The organism is Streptococcus sp. HMSC076C09, from assembly GCF_001837905.1.
Taxonomy (GTDB): Bacteria; Bacillota; Bacilli; order Lactobacillales; family Streptococcaceae; genus Streptococcus; species Streptococcus parasanguinis_I.
Genome location: NZ_KV834606.1, coordinates 142,131 through 157,529, shown reverse-complemented (window position 1 = coordinate 157,529; position 15,399 = coordinate 142,131). Strand labels below are relative to the sequence as shown.

Sequence of the window (15,399 nt, the reverse complement as noted above, 5' to 3'; positions counted from 1 at the left end):
TATTATGGATCGATTTTGAATCGTTCCTTACCCCATCTTTTCTTCCAGCTCAACATCTGGATACTTATCCGCAAACCAGCGGAGGGCAAAGTCGTTTTCAAAGAGGAAGACAGGTTGGTCAAAGCGGTCCTTCGCCAAGATATTCCGGCTTGAAGACATGCGCTCATCTAAGTCTTCTGGTTTGATCCAGCGAACGGTCTTTTTACCCATTGGGCTCATGACCACTTCGGCATTGTATTCATTTTCCATCCGGTGCTTAAAGACTTCAAACTGAAGTTGACCAACGGCACCTAACATGTATTCACCTGTTTGGTAGTTGGTATAGAGCTGAATAGCTCCTTCTTGCACCAATTGCTCAATCCCTTTGTGGAAGGATTTTTGCTTCATGACGTTCTTAGCTGACACTTTCATGAAGATTTCAGGCGTAAAGGTTGGCAGTGGTTCAAATTCAAACTTGTTTTTGCCCACTGTCAAAGTATCTCCAACCTGATAAGTACCGGTATCGTAAACCCCGATGATGTCTCCTGCTACAGCATTGCTGACATTTTCACGGCTTTCGGCCATAAATTGAGTCACGTTAGATAACTTAGCGCCCTTACCAGTACGAGGCAGGTTGACGCTCATCCCACGCTCAAATTCGCCAGATACGATCCGCACAAAGGCGATCCGGTCGCGGTGACGAGGGTCCATATTGGCTTGGATTTTAAAGACAAAGCCTGAGAAATCCTTATCATAAGGATCGACAAGTTCGCCATCTGTCTTCTTGTGGCCGTGTGGCTCCGGAGCAAACTTGAGGAAGGTTTCCAAGAAAGTCTGTACTCCAAAATTGGTTAAGGCTGAGCCGAAGAAGACGGGAGTCAATTCACCCGCAAGGATGGCTTCTTTTGAAAAGTCATTTCCTGCTTCTTGCAAGAGTTCGATATCGTCTTTTACTTGCTCGTAGAAAGGGTTGTTGGCAAAAAGCTTGTCTCCGTCTTCTAGACTAGCAAAACGCTCGTCTCCTTTATAGAGTTCCAAACGTTGGTTATAAAGGTCATAGAGTCCCTCAAAGGCTTTCCCCATCCCAATCGGCCAGTTCATTGGGTAACTGGCGATTCCCAAGACTTCTTCTAATTCTTGTAAGAGGTCCAGTGGCTCACGACCGTCACGGTCCAGCTTATTCATAAAGGTAAAGACGGGAATGCCACGGTGTTTCACAACCTCAAACAATTTCTTGGTTTGAGCTTCAATCCCTTTGGCAGAGTCTACCACCATGACGGCAGCGTCCACCGCCATCAAGGTCCGATAAGTATCTTCTGAGAAGTCCTCGTGCCCTGGCGTATCAAGGATATTGACCCGTTTGCCATCATAGTCGAACTGCATAACAGATGAGGTTACCGAAATCCCACGTTGCTTCTCGATATCCATCCAGTCAGATTTAGCAAAGTTTCCTGTTTTCTTCCCTTTGACAGTACCGGCTTCCCGAATCTCTCCCCCAAAGTAGAGCAACTGCTCTGTAATCGTCGTTTTACCAGCATCCGGGTGGGAGATAATGGCAAAGGTACGGCGTTTTTTAATTTCTTCTTGTACGTTCATATTCCTAATTCTTTCTCTTTTTATTTTTCTGATAAATTTACAAATTCATCTCTACATCGGATTTCTCCTCAATTTCTCTATCTGTCCTATTATAGCGAAAATAGGCACTTTTTTCAACGATGATTCTTCTTTGAAAGCAAAAAGAAAGACCAAAATCCGTAGATTCTAGTCTTCTTTTCACGGCTATCAAAAGGCACCAAATCCTCCGCCACCGCCACCATCAGAGAAGCCACCGCCGTCAAAGCCGCCACTGCCATCTGAAGAGTTAATAGAGAAGCTTGAAACACTATAGGAATCATCTGCATAGTTCATCAAGGTAGAGCCGTCTAGGAAGGTATTTGGGGAGGTTGTTAGCCAAAGAACGGTGTCCCAGTCTTCATATGGTAAGGGAATCTGATGATTTTGGAGTACCTGGCTCACTTTTTTTGCTTGGCCATACATGGTTGCATAGACTAAGATGCGATTCCATAGGATGACACTCTCAAGTTCTGCTTGGTTGAAATTTGGAATACTTTCGATCATATTTCGAAAGGCCATCCATTGGAATTGTGAATCCAAGTTCTCTAAGGATTGTAGATGATCTTCACGGATTTTCACAACAATATAAAATGGAATGAATAACAAAACCAAAAGTAAAATAATCCAAAAATAGAATGAAGATAGGTGTGATCCAAATCCAAGAGATAAGAAACACATGCTCACAAATAAGATAAGTAAGAGCCAAAAGTGTAGGGCACAGCCTGTTTTAGAAAAAGCTTCTTCTTTTTCAGATAAGTCTCTAAAATAAGAAGGCAATCCTAATTTTGCAATTTCCTTTTCTACCCCTTTTGACAATTGCTGGGCATCCTTTTTTAAAAGCGATTGAACGGCACTTCCGACTTTTCGAATACGGTCTCGTTGTGTGTCTGATTTAGCAGCTCGAAAATCTTTTTTTAAGGCTGCTTTGTCGATTTTATACCTTGAAAATACTTCACTGATATTGATTTCAGATTCTTGATCAAAGATCATTTCAATAAACTTCAATTCAAAATCAGCCAAGCCTTCATAATGGAGACAGGTCAAGGTTTCCCCATTTTCATTCCTAGTCAAACGAAGATTTCCTCGATCAATGAGATCCAATATAGTTGCTTGGATGAGATGATTGAATTTTAATGGTCCTTTCTCTCTAGATATCACCATCCGTTCAAAATCAAGTTGATACAGTGCCTTAGCTAGGACAAGAGGAGGTAAATTCTGTGGTGGTTCGTATAATCGTACTCCTTTTGCAATCCGACGAGTTCTGGTACTGATAAAATACCGGATCCATGGAATGAAAGCGAGGATAAATAAAAGAATCGATACAATTGGTACAACCTTAAGTAGTAGTGTCCGATAGAGGAACGTTTTTTGTTCAATGGATTTCTCTTTTTTGAGAAATTTCTCTTTTCCATTTCCCTTGTTAATCTCATTTGCTTGGTCTCGACGCAGGGCTTCTGTCATTGGCCAATAGGCATGCAGTTCGAGCTTTCCATTTTTTGGAAAATCCTTTGTCCAAATATGATAACCAGTTTCAGTCCGTTCGACTTGGGCTGGTGGATTAAAGTAACCAGTATGGGCATACAGTTTTCCCTGCTTAGCATCCAAGCCATCCACATAAAAATCTAATTTCGCGACTTTCTCATCTCCATCTGAAATAGGAAACCAATTCAGTTCTGCAATATCCTTGTAGAAAGTCAAGAGATGATCAATCTTCCATTTCACTTTGATCTTGACCGTGCCACCGACGATACGGGCATTGTATATTTTTAATTGACGGCCATCTTCCAGGTCTGTTTCCTCTACACGAATCTCTCGTTTTTCCCCATCCACATAGGCTTCCACCTCAGGATTACGATGAATCTTAAACCCTTTTGGAAGAGGATCAGCGCTTCCTAAGGTCACATATTGACCATGATAGCCTGTCTGAAACTGATAGGTGATCTCTTGTGTAAATGTTGCCTGGCTATCTTCCCGCAATTGGAGGTGTCCTACATAGGATTCAATCGAATAGCGAACTTCTTCATCCGCATATGCTGTCGTTATTGTACAAAACAAACTCCAAACGAGGGAGATCATTAGCAAGAAACGCTTCATATATTCTCCTTTGATATAAAACAGGGTTGAGACAGAGATGCCCAACCTTTATACTGGTTATTTTCTCACTTTCACCCGCTCACTTCTGCGACTGAAGATCTGATTAAAGAGTAATAAAGCAAGGGCTAAAATACTAGATACAACCAAGTAGTTGAGCCACACTTTATCCCCTCTCATAATCGGAGGGCGGGCCATCAAACCATAATTACCTCCCGTCAATTGATTGACTCCAACCAGGAATAAATCTAAAACAAAGGTATAGAGAACAATCTGACTATTTTTTAAGAGGTTTCGATCATACCATCTCAAGAGATAAATCAAGGAATTGATCAGGAGACAGTAATGTCCGAGGAGGAAAGAAAAGCTCGTAATATGAGGGAAAGTGTAGGGGTCAAAGACTGGATAGCCCAAAGCAAAGATGGCTCCACTCACTCCCATCAAGGCAAAGAACTGTTTGCTTTTCCATCTGTCTGGCAAAAACAAGACCGCAAACATGGCCAAGCGGCAATGATAAAATGGTAAACTGTTGGACCAAGGAATGTGGTAGGCAAAATACCAAAGATACAAGCAAATTAACTGGAAGCCTTGTAAGTATTGAAAGCATTTGCGAAATTGCTCATTCTGATAATAGCGAAGTGACATCATGATCGCTGTCACAATTAACAAGACCATCACACTATACCAAAGTGCTGAGATTGCTGGTGGTTCTGTTGATTCTGTAGTGAAAAATTGATGCATAAAACCCTCCTTATTTAAACAGATTCAGGTATTCTTCTTTTCTTACTGTACTGAACGATAGTATTGATGAGGATCAGTGTCCCCGTCATTAGGACTGTCACGATGAAATAGTTGAGAACAAGGCCATGGTCTCCTAGCACAGGTGGTCGACGCAGAAAGCCATAGTTTCCGCCCGTTACAAGGTTGGCTAGAACAATAATGGCATTGACCCCAAACGTCATCTGACAGATCTTCCAAACGGCCCCTTCTTCCACCTGGTAGGATTGAACCAGATAGATTAGGCAGTTGGCCAAGAGGGCCCAGTGACCAAAGACATTGTTGATCGAGGAAACGTGAGGAAAAGGGTAGGGATAAAAAACAGGATGAACCAAGGCCATAATGGAGCCAAAGACTCCCACGAGGGCAAAATATTGCTTGAAGCTTCCCTTGGGGGCCAAAAGAATAATCCACATGGCCATCCGGCTATGATAGAAGGGAAGACTCTCTGAAAAAGGCAAGCGAGCTGCTAAATACCAAGAGTTGATGATGAGCAACTGGATCAACTGTCCCCAATACCAAAAGGTTTGGTAGCTTTTGGAGTGAGCAAATCGAACGGACAGAACTCCCACCACTACCAAAGAAGTCGGCAATAAGAAATACCAGACCCCCAATCGAGGAGGGGATGTTGGTTGACTGGTAAAAAATAAGTCCCAAAGTGCCATGATTTCTTTCCCTCATCTACTCTTTTTTCTATTCCGAACGCGAAACAATACTCTCTTCAACCATCTTGTATTTGTAGCGCTGGTTGACCAAGCAAATACCAGCCACCATCACGATGCTGACCAAGAGGTAGTTCAAAAGAGCACCGTGGTCTCCAATGATTGGTGGACGTCGTAAGAAGCCGTAATCTCCTCTGGTCAAAAGATTGACCAAAAAGATGACTGCATTCATACCAAAGGTGATCTTAACAATCCGTAAGTTGTCCTGTTTTTCCGACTGATAAAAATCCTGTAGGTAAATCAAACTATTGGCAAACAAGGCCCAGTGACTAAAAATCAGATTGAGTACAGTAATATGAGGGAATGGGAAGGGATCAAAGGCCGGATAAACCAAAGCCGCAATGGATCCTAGAACTCCCAACAAGGCAAAGTATTGCTTGATATAGGTCCCTCTAGGTGCAAAGAGGATCGCAAGCATAGCCAAGCGACAATGATAAAAGGGCAAATTGTCTGTCAAAGGCATGTGGGCGAGAATATACCAAGCATTGATGGTCAAAACTTGAATCAATTGTGCCCAATACCAAAAGCGTTGGTAGCTTTTAGACTGTGCATATTTGATAGAAAAGTAGCCAACCACCAACAAGGAAGCTGGTAGGAAAACATACCAGAGCCCAAACTCAGGCGGGGCTGATTTTTGGTTCGTAATCAATAAATCCCAAAATGTCATTTTTTTATTCCTTTAGTTTATAGTAGCCTATTTTTGTATAACTTCCTTCACATTTGCTAGGCTTTTTCCAATTCCTCTACCAATTTGGCTAAATGCATGGAATTGCTTCCCTTGATGAGGATTTGGTCCTGCTCTTTTAAGCTTTCCTTGACTTGTTTGACCATGTCCTCAAACTGGTCTTCCTCAGCTGTTTTTTTGAAATAATAGACATGTCCAAGTGGGAACATCTGACTCGCTAACTGAGCCAATCCCGCAATGTCTTGGCCATAAAAAATAACCGTATCCAAAACATCTGGCGAGAGGCTGAGAATCATTTGGTTGTGCAGATCAATAGATTGCTCCCCTAGTTCTTTCATATCTGCCAGGACGGCTAATTTTCGACCATTTGGATTAGCAGGAATAGTCGAGAAAGTTTCTAAGATTAGGCGCATAGCCGTTGGGTTAGCATTGTAGACATCGGATAGGATATCCGCCCCATTACCTGCTTTCTTCCATTCTGTCCGGTTGCGTGTTAATTGCAAGGTTTCAAAACTATCACGAATCGCAGCCTCACTCACTCCTTCTTGCAGGGCAACATAAGCTGCGATCATAGCATTGGTCGCATTGTATTTTCCTGTTACCGGAAGATCAATCGCTTCTTCTAAGAAATTCGCTCGGAAGGTTAGGCTGTCCTTTCGTTCGATTAACTCGGTAATAAAAATCTCCTCATCTGGCCCAAAGCGAACCACTTTTTGTTTTTCAGGGAGGTAGGCATTGACGATCGGATCAGCTGGAACCACCAGAAGGCCACCTTCTGGCATGCCATCCGCAATCTGGAGTTTTCCTTTTGCGATCTCACTTCGATCTTTAAAGAATTCCAAATGGGCTTCTCCAATCAAGGTGACAATAGCAGCTTTTGGATGCGCCAGTTCTGACAAGAGATGGATATCTCCTAGATGGTCTTGCCCCATTTCAAGGACGAGTTTGTCCGTCCCTTCTGGCATATGCAAAACCGTATAAGGAAGACCAATTTCATTATTATAGTTTCCCTGTGTTTTATAGGTCAGGTAGGTGGTGGACAAAAGCTGTGCCAACATATCTTTTGTAGTTGTTTTACCATTTGACCCTGTCACAGCAAAAACATCCACTTTTGTCTTTTGAAGATAGGCTGCAGCCAATGTTTGAAATGCGCTCAATACATTTTCCACCAAAATATAAGGGTGGCCTTCGATCACTTTCTCTGAAAAAGTGGCTACGGCTCCGTTTTCAAAAGCAGTCTCAATAAAGTCATGACCATCACGCGCTCCCTTTAAAGGAACAAACAAGTCTCCAGGCCCAATCAAACGACTGTCAAATTCCGGCTTGACGAGGGCCACATCTTCAAATTGACTGATATCATTTTTTGCATGTACTAGATGAGCAACTTCATGTAATGTGAGATTCATATCCGACTCCTCAGTTCTCCGTAACGTCCTCAAAGATTTGGACGCTCCTATCAAATTCTTCTCATTATACCATATTCTAGACCACAAAAAAAGTGGCTGGGACAGAAGTCCTAGCCTCTTGATTTTCTTTGGATTGTCGAGCAAGACGCAGTGGTTGAGTGGGCTCTACTACGCTGATTTCATCAGCTTTTACAGCCCTACTCAACTGTGCGGAGGTGGGACAGAAATCGAATTCTAACAAATTACCGATTTCTGTCCCACTCTCTCTTTTCTTACAACAAATGCGCTTCGTGTTTTTGGAAGACTTCTTTTCCAAGCTCTACTAACTTGGTGATCAAATCTGTATAGTTGAGTCCCATATTGTCCCAAAGCAAGGGATACATAGACCATTGGGTAAATCCTGGCATGGTATTGAGTTCGTTTAAGAAGATGTCTCCTTTATCGGTATAGAAGAAATCACAGCGCGCTAAACCTAGACCACCGATTGCACGAAAGGCTTTTTCTGCATTGGTCCTCATGGTTTTCACAACCTCAGGGTCCAATTGAGCTGGAATCGCCATGGTAATTTTGTTGTCGATGTATTTGGCATCATAATCATAGAAGGCCACATCTTTCACAACTTCACCTGGCAAGGTACTCTTGACATCATAGTTTCCAAGCAGTCCAACTTCGATCTCACGCGCATTAACCCCTTGCTCTACTAAGACACGGCTATCGTATTTGAAGGCCAATTCGAGAGCAGCCCGAAGTTCTGTTTGGTTTTCAGATTTTGAAATCCCTACGCTTGAACCCATATTGGATGGTTTGGTAAAGACAGGATAAGAGAGAGTCGCTTCAATTGCAGCAATTTTCTCATCCACGTCATCGCCTTCCACTACAGCTACATAAGGAACTTGCGGAATTCCTGCAGACTCTAAGACCCGTTTGGTCGTGATCTTGTCCATCGCAACACTAGAAGCTAGGATACCACAGCCAACATAAGGCATCTTCAAGACTTCTAAGAAGCCTTGAATGGAACCATCTTCTCCCATCGGTCCATGAAGAACTGGAAAGACCACTGCTCCTTCCTTGTAAATCGCAGATGGAGCCACTTTTTTAGACCAGTCCACTGTCTCATTGGTCATCAATTTCTCATCATCCGCTGGTTTCTCTTCAAAAGCTTGCGTCTGGATGAAGTCTCCTGACTGCGTAATAAAGTAGGTTTGAACCGAAAATGCTTGGTAATCAATCGCGCGCATCACGCTTTCTGCTGAAAGAACAGATACTTCACGCTCTGCACTACGTCCACCATACAACAGGATTAAGTCTTGTTTACTCATAGTTTCTCCCTAATTGTTCCCTTGATTTCTTACTTGATAGTATACCACAATGATAGCCCTTTCGAAAGAACTTCTCTTATAATTCTGTCCGATTTTCGATCGCACGAAGCAAGGTCACTTCGTCCGCATACTCGATATCGGCTCCAACTGCCAGACCACGTGCCAAACGGGTTACTTTGATCCCTGCAGGTTTGAGCACGCGCGAGATATACATAGATGTCGCTTCCCCGTCTGCTGTCGCATTGGTCGCAACAATGACCTCTGTGACTGTTCCATCCATCAAGCGACCAATCAAAGTCTTGAGATTGATGTCATCGGGTCCCACGCCATTCATGGGCGAGATCAAGCCATGCAAGACATGATAGCGACCATGGTATTCCTGGATATTTTCCATAGCAGATACATCCCGGCTATCTTCTACAACCAGAATGAGGGATGGATCCCGCGTTTCATCTCGACAAATCTCGCAGGTTTCTTCATCGGTTAAATTGCCACAAATACTGCAATACCCTAGCTCACGCTTGGCATTCAGTAAGTTCTTGGCAAATTCATTGACATCATCATCTGACATACCAATGGTGTAAAAAGCCAGACGAGTCGCTGTTTTGATCCCAATTCCTGGCAACTTCGAATAGCTGTCAATTAATTTTGCAATAGGTGCTGGATAAAGCATAGTTTCCTCTCTAATTCATGGGGTGTTTCTGATTGTATAAGTTAATAATGTCACGTGTAATGGAATGACTGACTGTCGCTTGTAGATTGGTATTATGTGGAAAGACCACCGCTACCGCAATCTTTGGATTGTTTGACGGTGCATAAGCCACCACATTGGTATTAATGGCTTGTTTGCCTCCATCGACTGTGGTTTCGGCCGTACCTGTCTTGGCACTAATGGAGACACTGGCACCTTGACCAACAGTTTTCCCTGTCGTCAACCCACTCGTACCATTCGCAACCTGATAGAACCCTTGCTTGATCAAAGCCATGTCCTCCGCTGAGATATGGACCTGATTGAGCTCCTTGGTTTCGATCGCTTTTTTCAACTGACCAAGGCCCCCTTGATCATTATTGTCATAGATGCCTTCGACGACATGAGGACTCACCCTCTTCCCATCATTTGCAACGGTTGCCGCATACTGAGCCAATTGCATAGGCGTATAGTTGTCAAACTGACCAAAGGCATTGGTCAAATAATTACCGACTGTGTAGTCTTTTGGAATAAAACCGGTCGATTCATTGGGAAGGTCAATCCCCGTTGATGTCCCAAGACCATACTCTGCAAAAGTAGAGCGCAGTTTTTTCATAGCCGGTTCAACCTGATCCACTTGTAAGGTCATATTTGGAGTGTAAGGTTGCCCCATCATCTTAAGGGCAATTTGGACCATATAGGTATTGGAAGAGTATTCCAATGCTTCCACCGCATTGATGGAACGGCTACCGTATTGGGTAAACCAAGAATTGATCGGAGCTGATCCTGCAAAAACAATCGGCTGATCGGTCAGAACCTGATTGCCGGAAATGGCTCCATTTTCCCATCCAGAAGTCAAGGTTGCCCCTTTGACCACGGATCCTGGGACAAAGACGTTGGTCACTGTTCCCAAAGCATCGGTTGATAAATCTTGACTACCAGCCTGGTGTTTGATCCCTGCCATGGCAAGGACTTTCCCTGTATCAGGCTCAAGGGCTACAGCATAGACACCTTCGGAGTAGGTCGCGTTTCCAGCTTGCAACTCTGCGCTAAAGGCAGAGCGGAGAATATCTTCCACCCCTTTTTGGAAATCCAAGTCAATCGAGAGCTTGAGGTTTTCCCCCTTAGCTCCTTTTGAAATGTCTACCACTTTCTCCATGTTACCATTTTTATCCAGGAGAATTTCTTTTTCACTGCGTTTTCCTTGAAGGACATTTTCGTATTCCTTTTCGAGATAAGAGGTACCAACCCGGTCATTGAGAGCATAGCCTTTTTTGACATAATCTTCAACCTCTTCTGCTGGAAGTCCCGCCTGCTCAGTCGATACATTTCCAATAATAGAAGCTAAAGGAGTGTCCAAAACCTTGCGGTCCCAGCTAGTCGTGATGGCAATTCCCGGAAGGTCCTGACTGTCCGCAGCGATGGTCGCAATCTGCTCAGCTCCTAATGCCTGCGTCGTAATGATTCCCGTCGCAAAATTCTCTACCGCATTCATCTGGCTATAGAGATAAATAATCTTTTTCTCATCATCTGTATAGCCTAGTTTTGAAGGATCAATACTATCCACTGCCGCTTGATAAATCTTGGCTTCCGGCAGGCGGTTTCCATCGGTATCAAATTTCTTTTTCTCAGGCAGGTGTTCCACGACCTCTTGATAGACCTTGGTATTGGCTAGATAGTAATCCACTTCTTGCCGTTCGGTCACTTGAGGATTTTCTACGTCGACATACTGCAGGAGTTTCCCAGCTGTCTCTCGCATTTCTTGGGCTGTCATTTTACGATCACGTGTAAAGGTAAGGACTTGTTTTCCCACATTTTCCACCAAGGGCTTACCAGAAGCATCATAGATTTGCCCTCGCACACTCCCTTGTTTGACCGTCTTTTTCGTAGCTTTTGCCAATTTATCCGTATAGTAGGCTTGGTGAGTGATCTGCATATAGCCAAGTCGGGCAATCAGCACCAAAAAAAGAAGGCAAATCAAACTAAACAGCAGGTAGAGTCTGCGTGTAATCGAATGATTCTCAAACTTCCGTATTTTCTTCTTCATGAAATTTTCTATCCTTCTTTTCTAATGAACACTTACCTTCCATTTTACTATTTTTCCCAGAGTATCTCAAGAAAAGGAAGAGCCCTTTCCTGGAATTTTATAAAGAAAAAAGATTGGACAGGCTCGTCCAATCTTGAAATTAACACAAACTTTTTTACATGTACAACCCTAGGTAAGGTGGTTGAAAAAAATATTGATTTTTAATTTTTAGGCTTATTCAAGCATATGTCGAAACTTTCCGCCGTGAGAAAAGTTCCTGAAACACAATTGTTTCAGGAACTCGGGAGTTTTGAAACTTTAGGTTCAAAACTAAGTCATGGAACTTCGTAGATGTTCGCTGACGTCCGTACTCACCTAAGGAAAGTTTTTAAGACTATTTTGTCTTCAATTTGAGATTGGACATGCTCGCCCAATCTCTTCTTCTAATAAGTCACAACATTGATTTTTCCTTTGTCATACTCGGCAATGAAAATATCCAGAACATTGTCATAGCCTTCTTTTTCCAATTCAGCCAGCAACCACTCTTCGCTTTTCCCAATTGTTTCCAAAATTTCAAGCTGAACCACACCATCAGTAATGATCGGGTATTTAGGATTTTCATCCCCCGCACGGACAACGATAATTTGACCGTTTTGTTCAATGACAGCTCGTTTCACTCCCTTTAATTGGAAAATTCCTTGTGAACGCAATTTCAAGGCAACGTCTGAAGCAGAAAGTCCCTTGGATCGACAAGCTTCCGGATCAAGCTTCCCATTTTTGATAATGACAGTTGGTTTGCCATCGATCAAGTGCTTCATAAAACGGACATTGGTATTGAGCCATTTTAAGAGCAAGATCAAAATAGTCCACATCAAGAGAATCACTATGTATTGAAGAATGGTAATGGAGCTATTGTAAATCACCCCACCAATAATTCCCCCCAGAACAAAGTTCTGTATCTGGTCTACTGCAGAACTTGGTGCTAAGTTTCCTTTCCCGGTCACATTGATCACAAATACCAAGGAAATCAAGCCAAGAGCTAATTTAATCAAAATGGTTATAAAATTTACTGTCATTTGTTCACCTCCACAAGTTCTACGTCTGTTTTATATAGATCCATCTTTTCTAATAGATAGCGATCCGGGTCAGAGCCTGCGATAGCTCGGTAATAAACCTCTCCAACTTTCAGAATCGCCCCATCTGTGGCCGCTGAAGTATTGACATAGACATCTTCTTTTTTGATATCCAACTCCTTTGAGATGACTTCAATAAAATGGAGTGAGCGTTGGAACTGGTCATTATTACTTTGGCTATTTTGAAAATTGCTGATACTGATCAAGACCACTACCACCAGAGTTAAAATGGAGATAATAGACAATTCGCGGAATTTGCTATCGTGCTTATTCCGATAGGCTTTCGCCGCAAAAAAACCAGTCAGAAGAATGAGCAAGCCAGATATCCCAATGGTCACCCAGTTTTGCTGGCTGATCTGACTCAATACATAGTCATAAGAGTAAAATTTCATAAACAACTCCCTTTCTCCAAATGAATTCAAGCTATTATAATGGATTTTATAAGAATTTTCAAGGCATTGTGATCAGGAAATCATTAAAATTTTGTTATAATAAAACTATCAATTATGTCAAGAAAAGGAAACACAATGAAACTCATTTCATGGAATATCGACTCGCTAAACGCTGCATTGACTAGCGACTCAGCACGCGCCAAACTCTCTCAAGAAGTCCTTCAAACCTTGGTCGCTGAGGATGCAGATATCATCGCCATTCAAGAAACCAAGTTATCCTCCAAAGGACCTACTAAAAAACACCTCGAAATTCTTGAGGAACTCTTCCCTGGCTACGAAAATACCTGGCGCTCTTCTCAAGAACCAGCTCGCAAAGGCTATGCTGGAACCATGTTCCTCTATAAAAAAGAGCTTACTCCCGTTGTGACTTTCCCAGAGATCGGTGCTCCTTCGACCATGGACTTGGAAGGTCGGATCATTACACTAGAATTTGATCACTTTTTCGTGACTCAGGTCTACACACCAAACGCTGGTGATGGACTCAAACGTTTGGAAGAACGTCAAGTCTGGGATGTCAAATATGCGGAATACTTGACTGAACTAGACAAGCAAAAGCCTGTTCTTGCTACAGGTGACTACAATGTCGCTCACAAGGAAATCGACCTCGCCAACCCTGCCAGCAACCGCCGTTCACCAGGTTTCACAGACGAAGAACGTGAAGGATTTACAAATCTTTTGGCCAAAGGATTTACAGATACCTTCCGCCATGTCCATGGTGATGTCCCAGAACGCTACACTTGGTGGGCACAACGAAGTAAAACCTCAAAAATCAACAACACAGGCTGGAGAATCGACTATTGGTTGACCTCAAACCGCATTGCTGACAAGGTCACTAAATCAGATATGATTGACTCAGGCGCTCGTCAAGATCATACACCAATTGTGATGGAGATTGAACTCTAAGGAGAAAGCTAATGGACTATCAAGCTGTCATCCCCGAATTTGTGGTATCCAACATCGAAAAATCGCGCTACTTCTACTGCAACTTGCTGGGCTTCTCTGTCGAATACGAACGCCCCGAGGAGAAATTTCTCTTCCTCTCCCTTGAAGACTGCCAACTCATGTTAGAAGAAGGCGACGCAGAAGAATTAGCTCAGCTGACTTATCCTTTCGGGCGTGGTGTCAATATTTCCTTTGGCATTGAGGATGTTCCTCAGCTCCACCAAAAGCTACTGGAAGCTGACTATCCCATCCATCGCCCCTTGACCAAAAGAGAATTTCGTGTTGGCGACCATTATATCTATCCTCATGAATTTGCAGTTTTAGACCCAGATGGCTATTTTTTAAGATTTAGTGAATAAAAAAAGTGGGCTGTTGGCCTCTTTTCAGTAGATAAATATAAATTGACAGATCTGTAAATCCAGTGGCGCCAATGCTAAGGAAATCATGAGAGCTGTCGTTGATTACTGTAAGGACTATTACGAGAATATTCGCATCGATTCGCATGCGGATATTCTCGTGATGCAAAAACAGATTCTAAAAAATGAATTTGTGTAGTGCAGTATCATTTTCCGAGAAATCGATGCGCTCGAACATATTGGTATAACGATTGGGCGTGGCAATGTGTAATGATGGCGTTGCTGAGAAATTGGGGTCCTAAAAGAAGGAAAAATTTGGAAATCCGCTACTACCAAGGTCAGTACTCTGACAGTGTGAAATATGGAATATTACGCGAAGAGTGGTCCACAAGAGTATAGGGATAAAGAAAGAGACTGATTAATCGAATCAGTCTCTTTTAGTATATTAATGATTATTTACCAGGAGTATTTGGATCTAAGCCCCAAGATTGTTCTAGCATAGGTCTGAAGGTTGAAATATTTTCCTCTGTACCTTCAAGGGAAAATACGTATACAGTCGCACCTTTTTGGAAAAACCATATATAATAAAGATACTTGCCATTTTTTTCTTGTGCTTTAAGGACGTAGGCGTTCTCTCCAGCTACCTTTGTCCATTCGCCGTCTATATTATTGGTCACATGTTCATTACTTTTGAGGGTATTATAAAAAGTAGTAGCAACGTACTTTAACCGGTCCTGTAGAGGTACTTCATTTTCAGTATAAGCATTTAGTGTGCCGGTGGGGAATTTATGTTTTGAAGAGTATTCTAATGCAGATTCCGCACCTGGGCTTTTAGTGATTATCCAATCTTTTGGAACATTAACATACCCAATATCATCACGTCCAATACGTTGGGTGTCCGTATATGAGACTGATTTTTCCTCAGAAGAAGTGTCAGCAGTTGTTGTTACTTCTGTTGTTGCTGCTGTAGTTTTGTTTGTTTTCTTTTCTCCATTTCCGCATGCTGATAGTATAAATGCAGATAGGAGCGTCATAGAACCTAATAAGATTTTGTTTTTCACAATGCTTAACCTCCTTAAGTGGTTGACTTACAAATATTTTATCATTTTTTAGAGTTTATTTAAATAGGAAACGTTTTCGCTAAAAAGCATAGGGTACAACAAAAGAGAATTTCTTGTTGGCGACCATTATATCTATCCTCATGAATTT

The 15,399-nt window shown here is 42.5% G+C and carries 14 protein-coding genes; 2 read left to right on the top strand and 12 right to left on the bottom strand.

The genetic code is table 11. The features are described 5' to 3' along the window. Positions 1–27: 27 nt before the first annotated feature. From HMPREF2704_RS00790 to HMPREF2704_RS00740, 11 genes are all read right to left on the bottom strand, one after another. Positions 28–1,575, bottom strand: a complete 1,548-nt coding sequence (locus tag HMPREF2704_RS00790) for a peptide chain release factor 3 (RefSeq protein WP_049483662.1) — start codon at positions 1,573–1,575, stop codon at positions 28–30. Between the two features lie 186 nt (positions 1,576–1,761). Further along, positions 1,762–3,687 (bottom strand): DUF2207 domain-containing protein, encoded by a 1,926-nt coding sequence (locus HMPREF2704_RS00785; RefSeq protein WP_045759226.1) that lies wholly within the window; start codon positions 3,685–3,687, stop codon positions 1,762–1,764. 57 nt (positions 3,688–3,744) lie between these two features. Then, on the bottom strand, positions 3,745–4,425 hold the full coding sequence (locus HMPREF2704_RS00780) for a YwaF family protein (RefSeq protein WP_049506635.1): 681 nt from the start codon (positions 4,423–4,425) through the stop codon (positions 3,745–3,747). Between the two features lie 14 nt (positions 4,426–4,439). Beyond that, on the bottom strand, positions 4,440–5,126 hold the full coding sequence (locus HMPREF2704_RS00775; protein ID WP_045759224.1) for a YwaF family protein: 687 nt from the start codon (positions 5,124–5,126) through the stop codon (positions 4,440–4,442). A gap of 28 nt (positions 5,127–5,154) precedes the next feature. Then, complete coding sequence (locus HMPREF2704_RS00770; RefSeq protein ID WP_045759223.1) at positions 5,155–5,850, bottom strand: YwaF family protein; 696 nt, start codon at positions 5,848–5,850, stop codon at positions 5,155–5,157. 56 nt (positions 5,851–5,906) lie between these two features. Then, on the bottom strand, positions 5,907–7,274 hold the full coding sequence (murF, locus tag HMPREF2704_RS00765; protein ID WP_070845406.1) for a UDP-N-acetylmuramoyl-tripeptide--D-alanyl-D-alanine ligase: 1,368 nt from the start codon (positions 7,272–7,274) through the stop codon (positions 5,907–5,909). A gap of 272 nt (positions 7,275–7,546) precedes the next feature. Further along, positions 7,547–8,593: a D-alanine--D-alanine ligase gene (locus tag HMPREF2704_RS00760; protein ID WP_070845404.1), complete on the bottom strand. Its 1,047-nt coding sequence runs from the start codon at positions 8,591–8,593 to the stop codon at positions 7,547–7,549. A gap of 76 nt (positions 8,594–8,669) precedes the next feature. Further along, positions 8,670–9,266 carry a recombination mediator RecR gene (gene recR, locus HMPREF2704_RS00755; RefSeq protein ID WP_070845403.1) on the bottom strand — a complete coding sequence of 199 codons (597 nt, stop codon included), beginning with the start codon at positions 9,264–9,266 and terminating at the stop codon, positions 8,670–8,672. Positions 9,267–9,276: 10 nt separating this feature from the next. Then, positions 9,277–11,328 (bottom strand): penicillin-binding protein PBP2B, encoded by a 2,052-nt coding sequence (pbp2b, locus tag HMPREF2704_RS00750; RefSeq protein WP_070845401.1) that lies wholly within the window; start codon positions 11,326–11,328, stop codon positions 9,277–9,279. A 422-nt stretch (positions 11,329–11,750) separates the two neighbouring features. After that, the gene (locus HMPREF2704_RS00745; RefSeq protein ID WP_070845399.1) at positions 11,751–12,383 is read right to left on the bottom strand and encodes a DUF421 domain-containing protein; all 633 of its coding nucleotides are present in this window, start codon (positions 12,381–12,383) and stop codon (positions 11,751–11,753) included. Next, complete coding sequence (locus HMPREF2704_RS00740; RefSeq protein WP_070845397.1) at positions 12,380–12,832, bottom strand: DUF3290 family protein; 453 nt, start codon at positions 12,830–12,832, stop codon at positions 12,380–12,382. Before HMPREF2704_RS00740 ends, HMPREF2704_RS00745 begins: the two co-directional genes overlap by 4 nt. Positions 12,833–12,967: 135 nt before the next feature. On the opposite strand from HMPREF2704_RS00740, the gene HMPREF2704_RS00735 reads away from it, so the two are divergent. Both HMPREF2704_RS00735 and HMPREF2704_RS00730 read left to right on the top strand, forming a co-directional pair. Further along, positions 12,968–13,795 carry an exodeoxyribonuclease III gene (locus tag HMPREF2704_RS00735; RefSeq protein ID WP_070845395.1) on the top strand — a complete coding sequence of 276 codons (828 nt, stop codon included), beginning with the start codon at positions 12,968–12,970 and terminating at the stop codon, positions 13,793–13,795. Positions 13,796–13,806: 11 nt separating this feature from the next. Beyond that, positions 13,807–14,193, top strand: a complete 387-nt coding sequence (locus tag HMPREF2704_RS00730; RefSeq protein WP_070845393.1) for a bleomycin resistance protein — start codon at positions 13,807–13,809, stop codon at positions 14,191–14,193. 449 nt (positions 14,194–14,642) lie between these two features. Here HMPREF2704_RS00730 and HMPREF2704_RS00725 read toward each other — a convergent pair whose 3' ends face one another. Beyond that, positions 14,643–15,251: a hypothetical protein gene (locus HMPREF2704_RS00725; RefSeq protein WP_024056147.1), complete on the bottom strand. Its 609-nt coding sequence runs from the start codon at positions 15,249–15,251 to the stop codon at positions 14,643–14,645. Between the last annotated feature and the right edge of the window lie 148 nt (positions 15,252–15,399).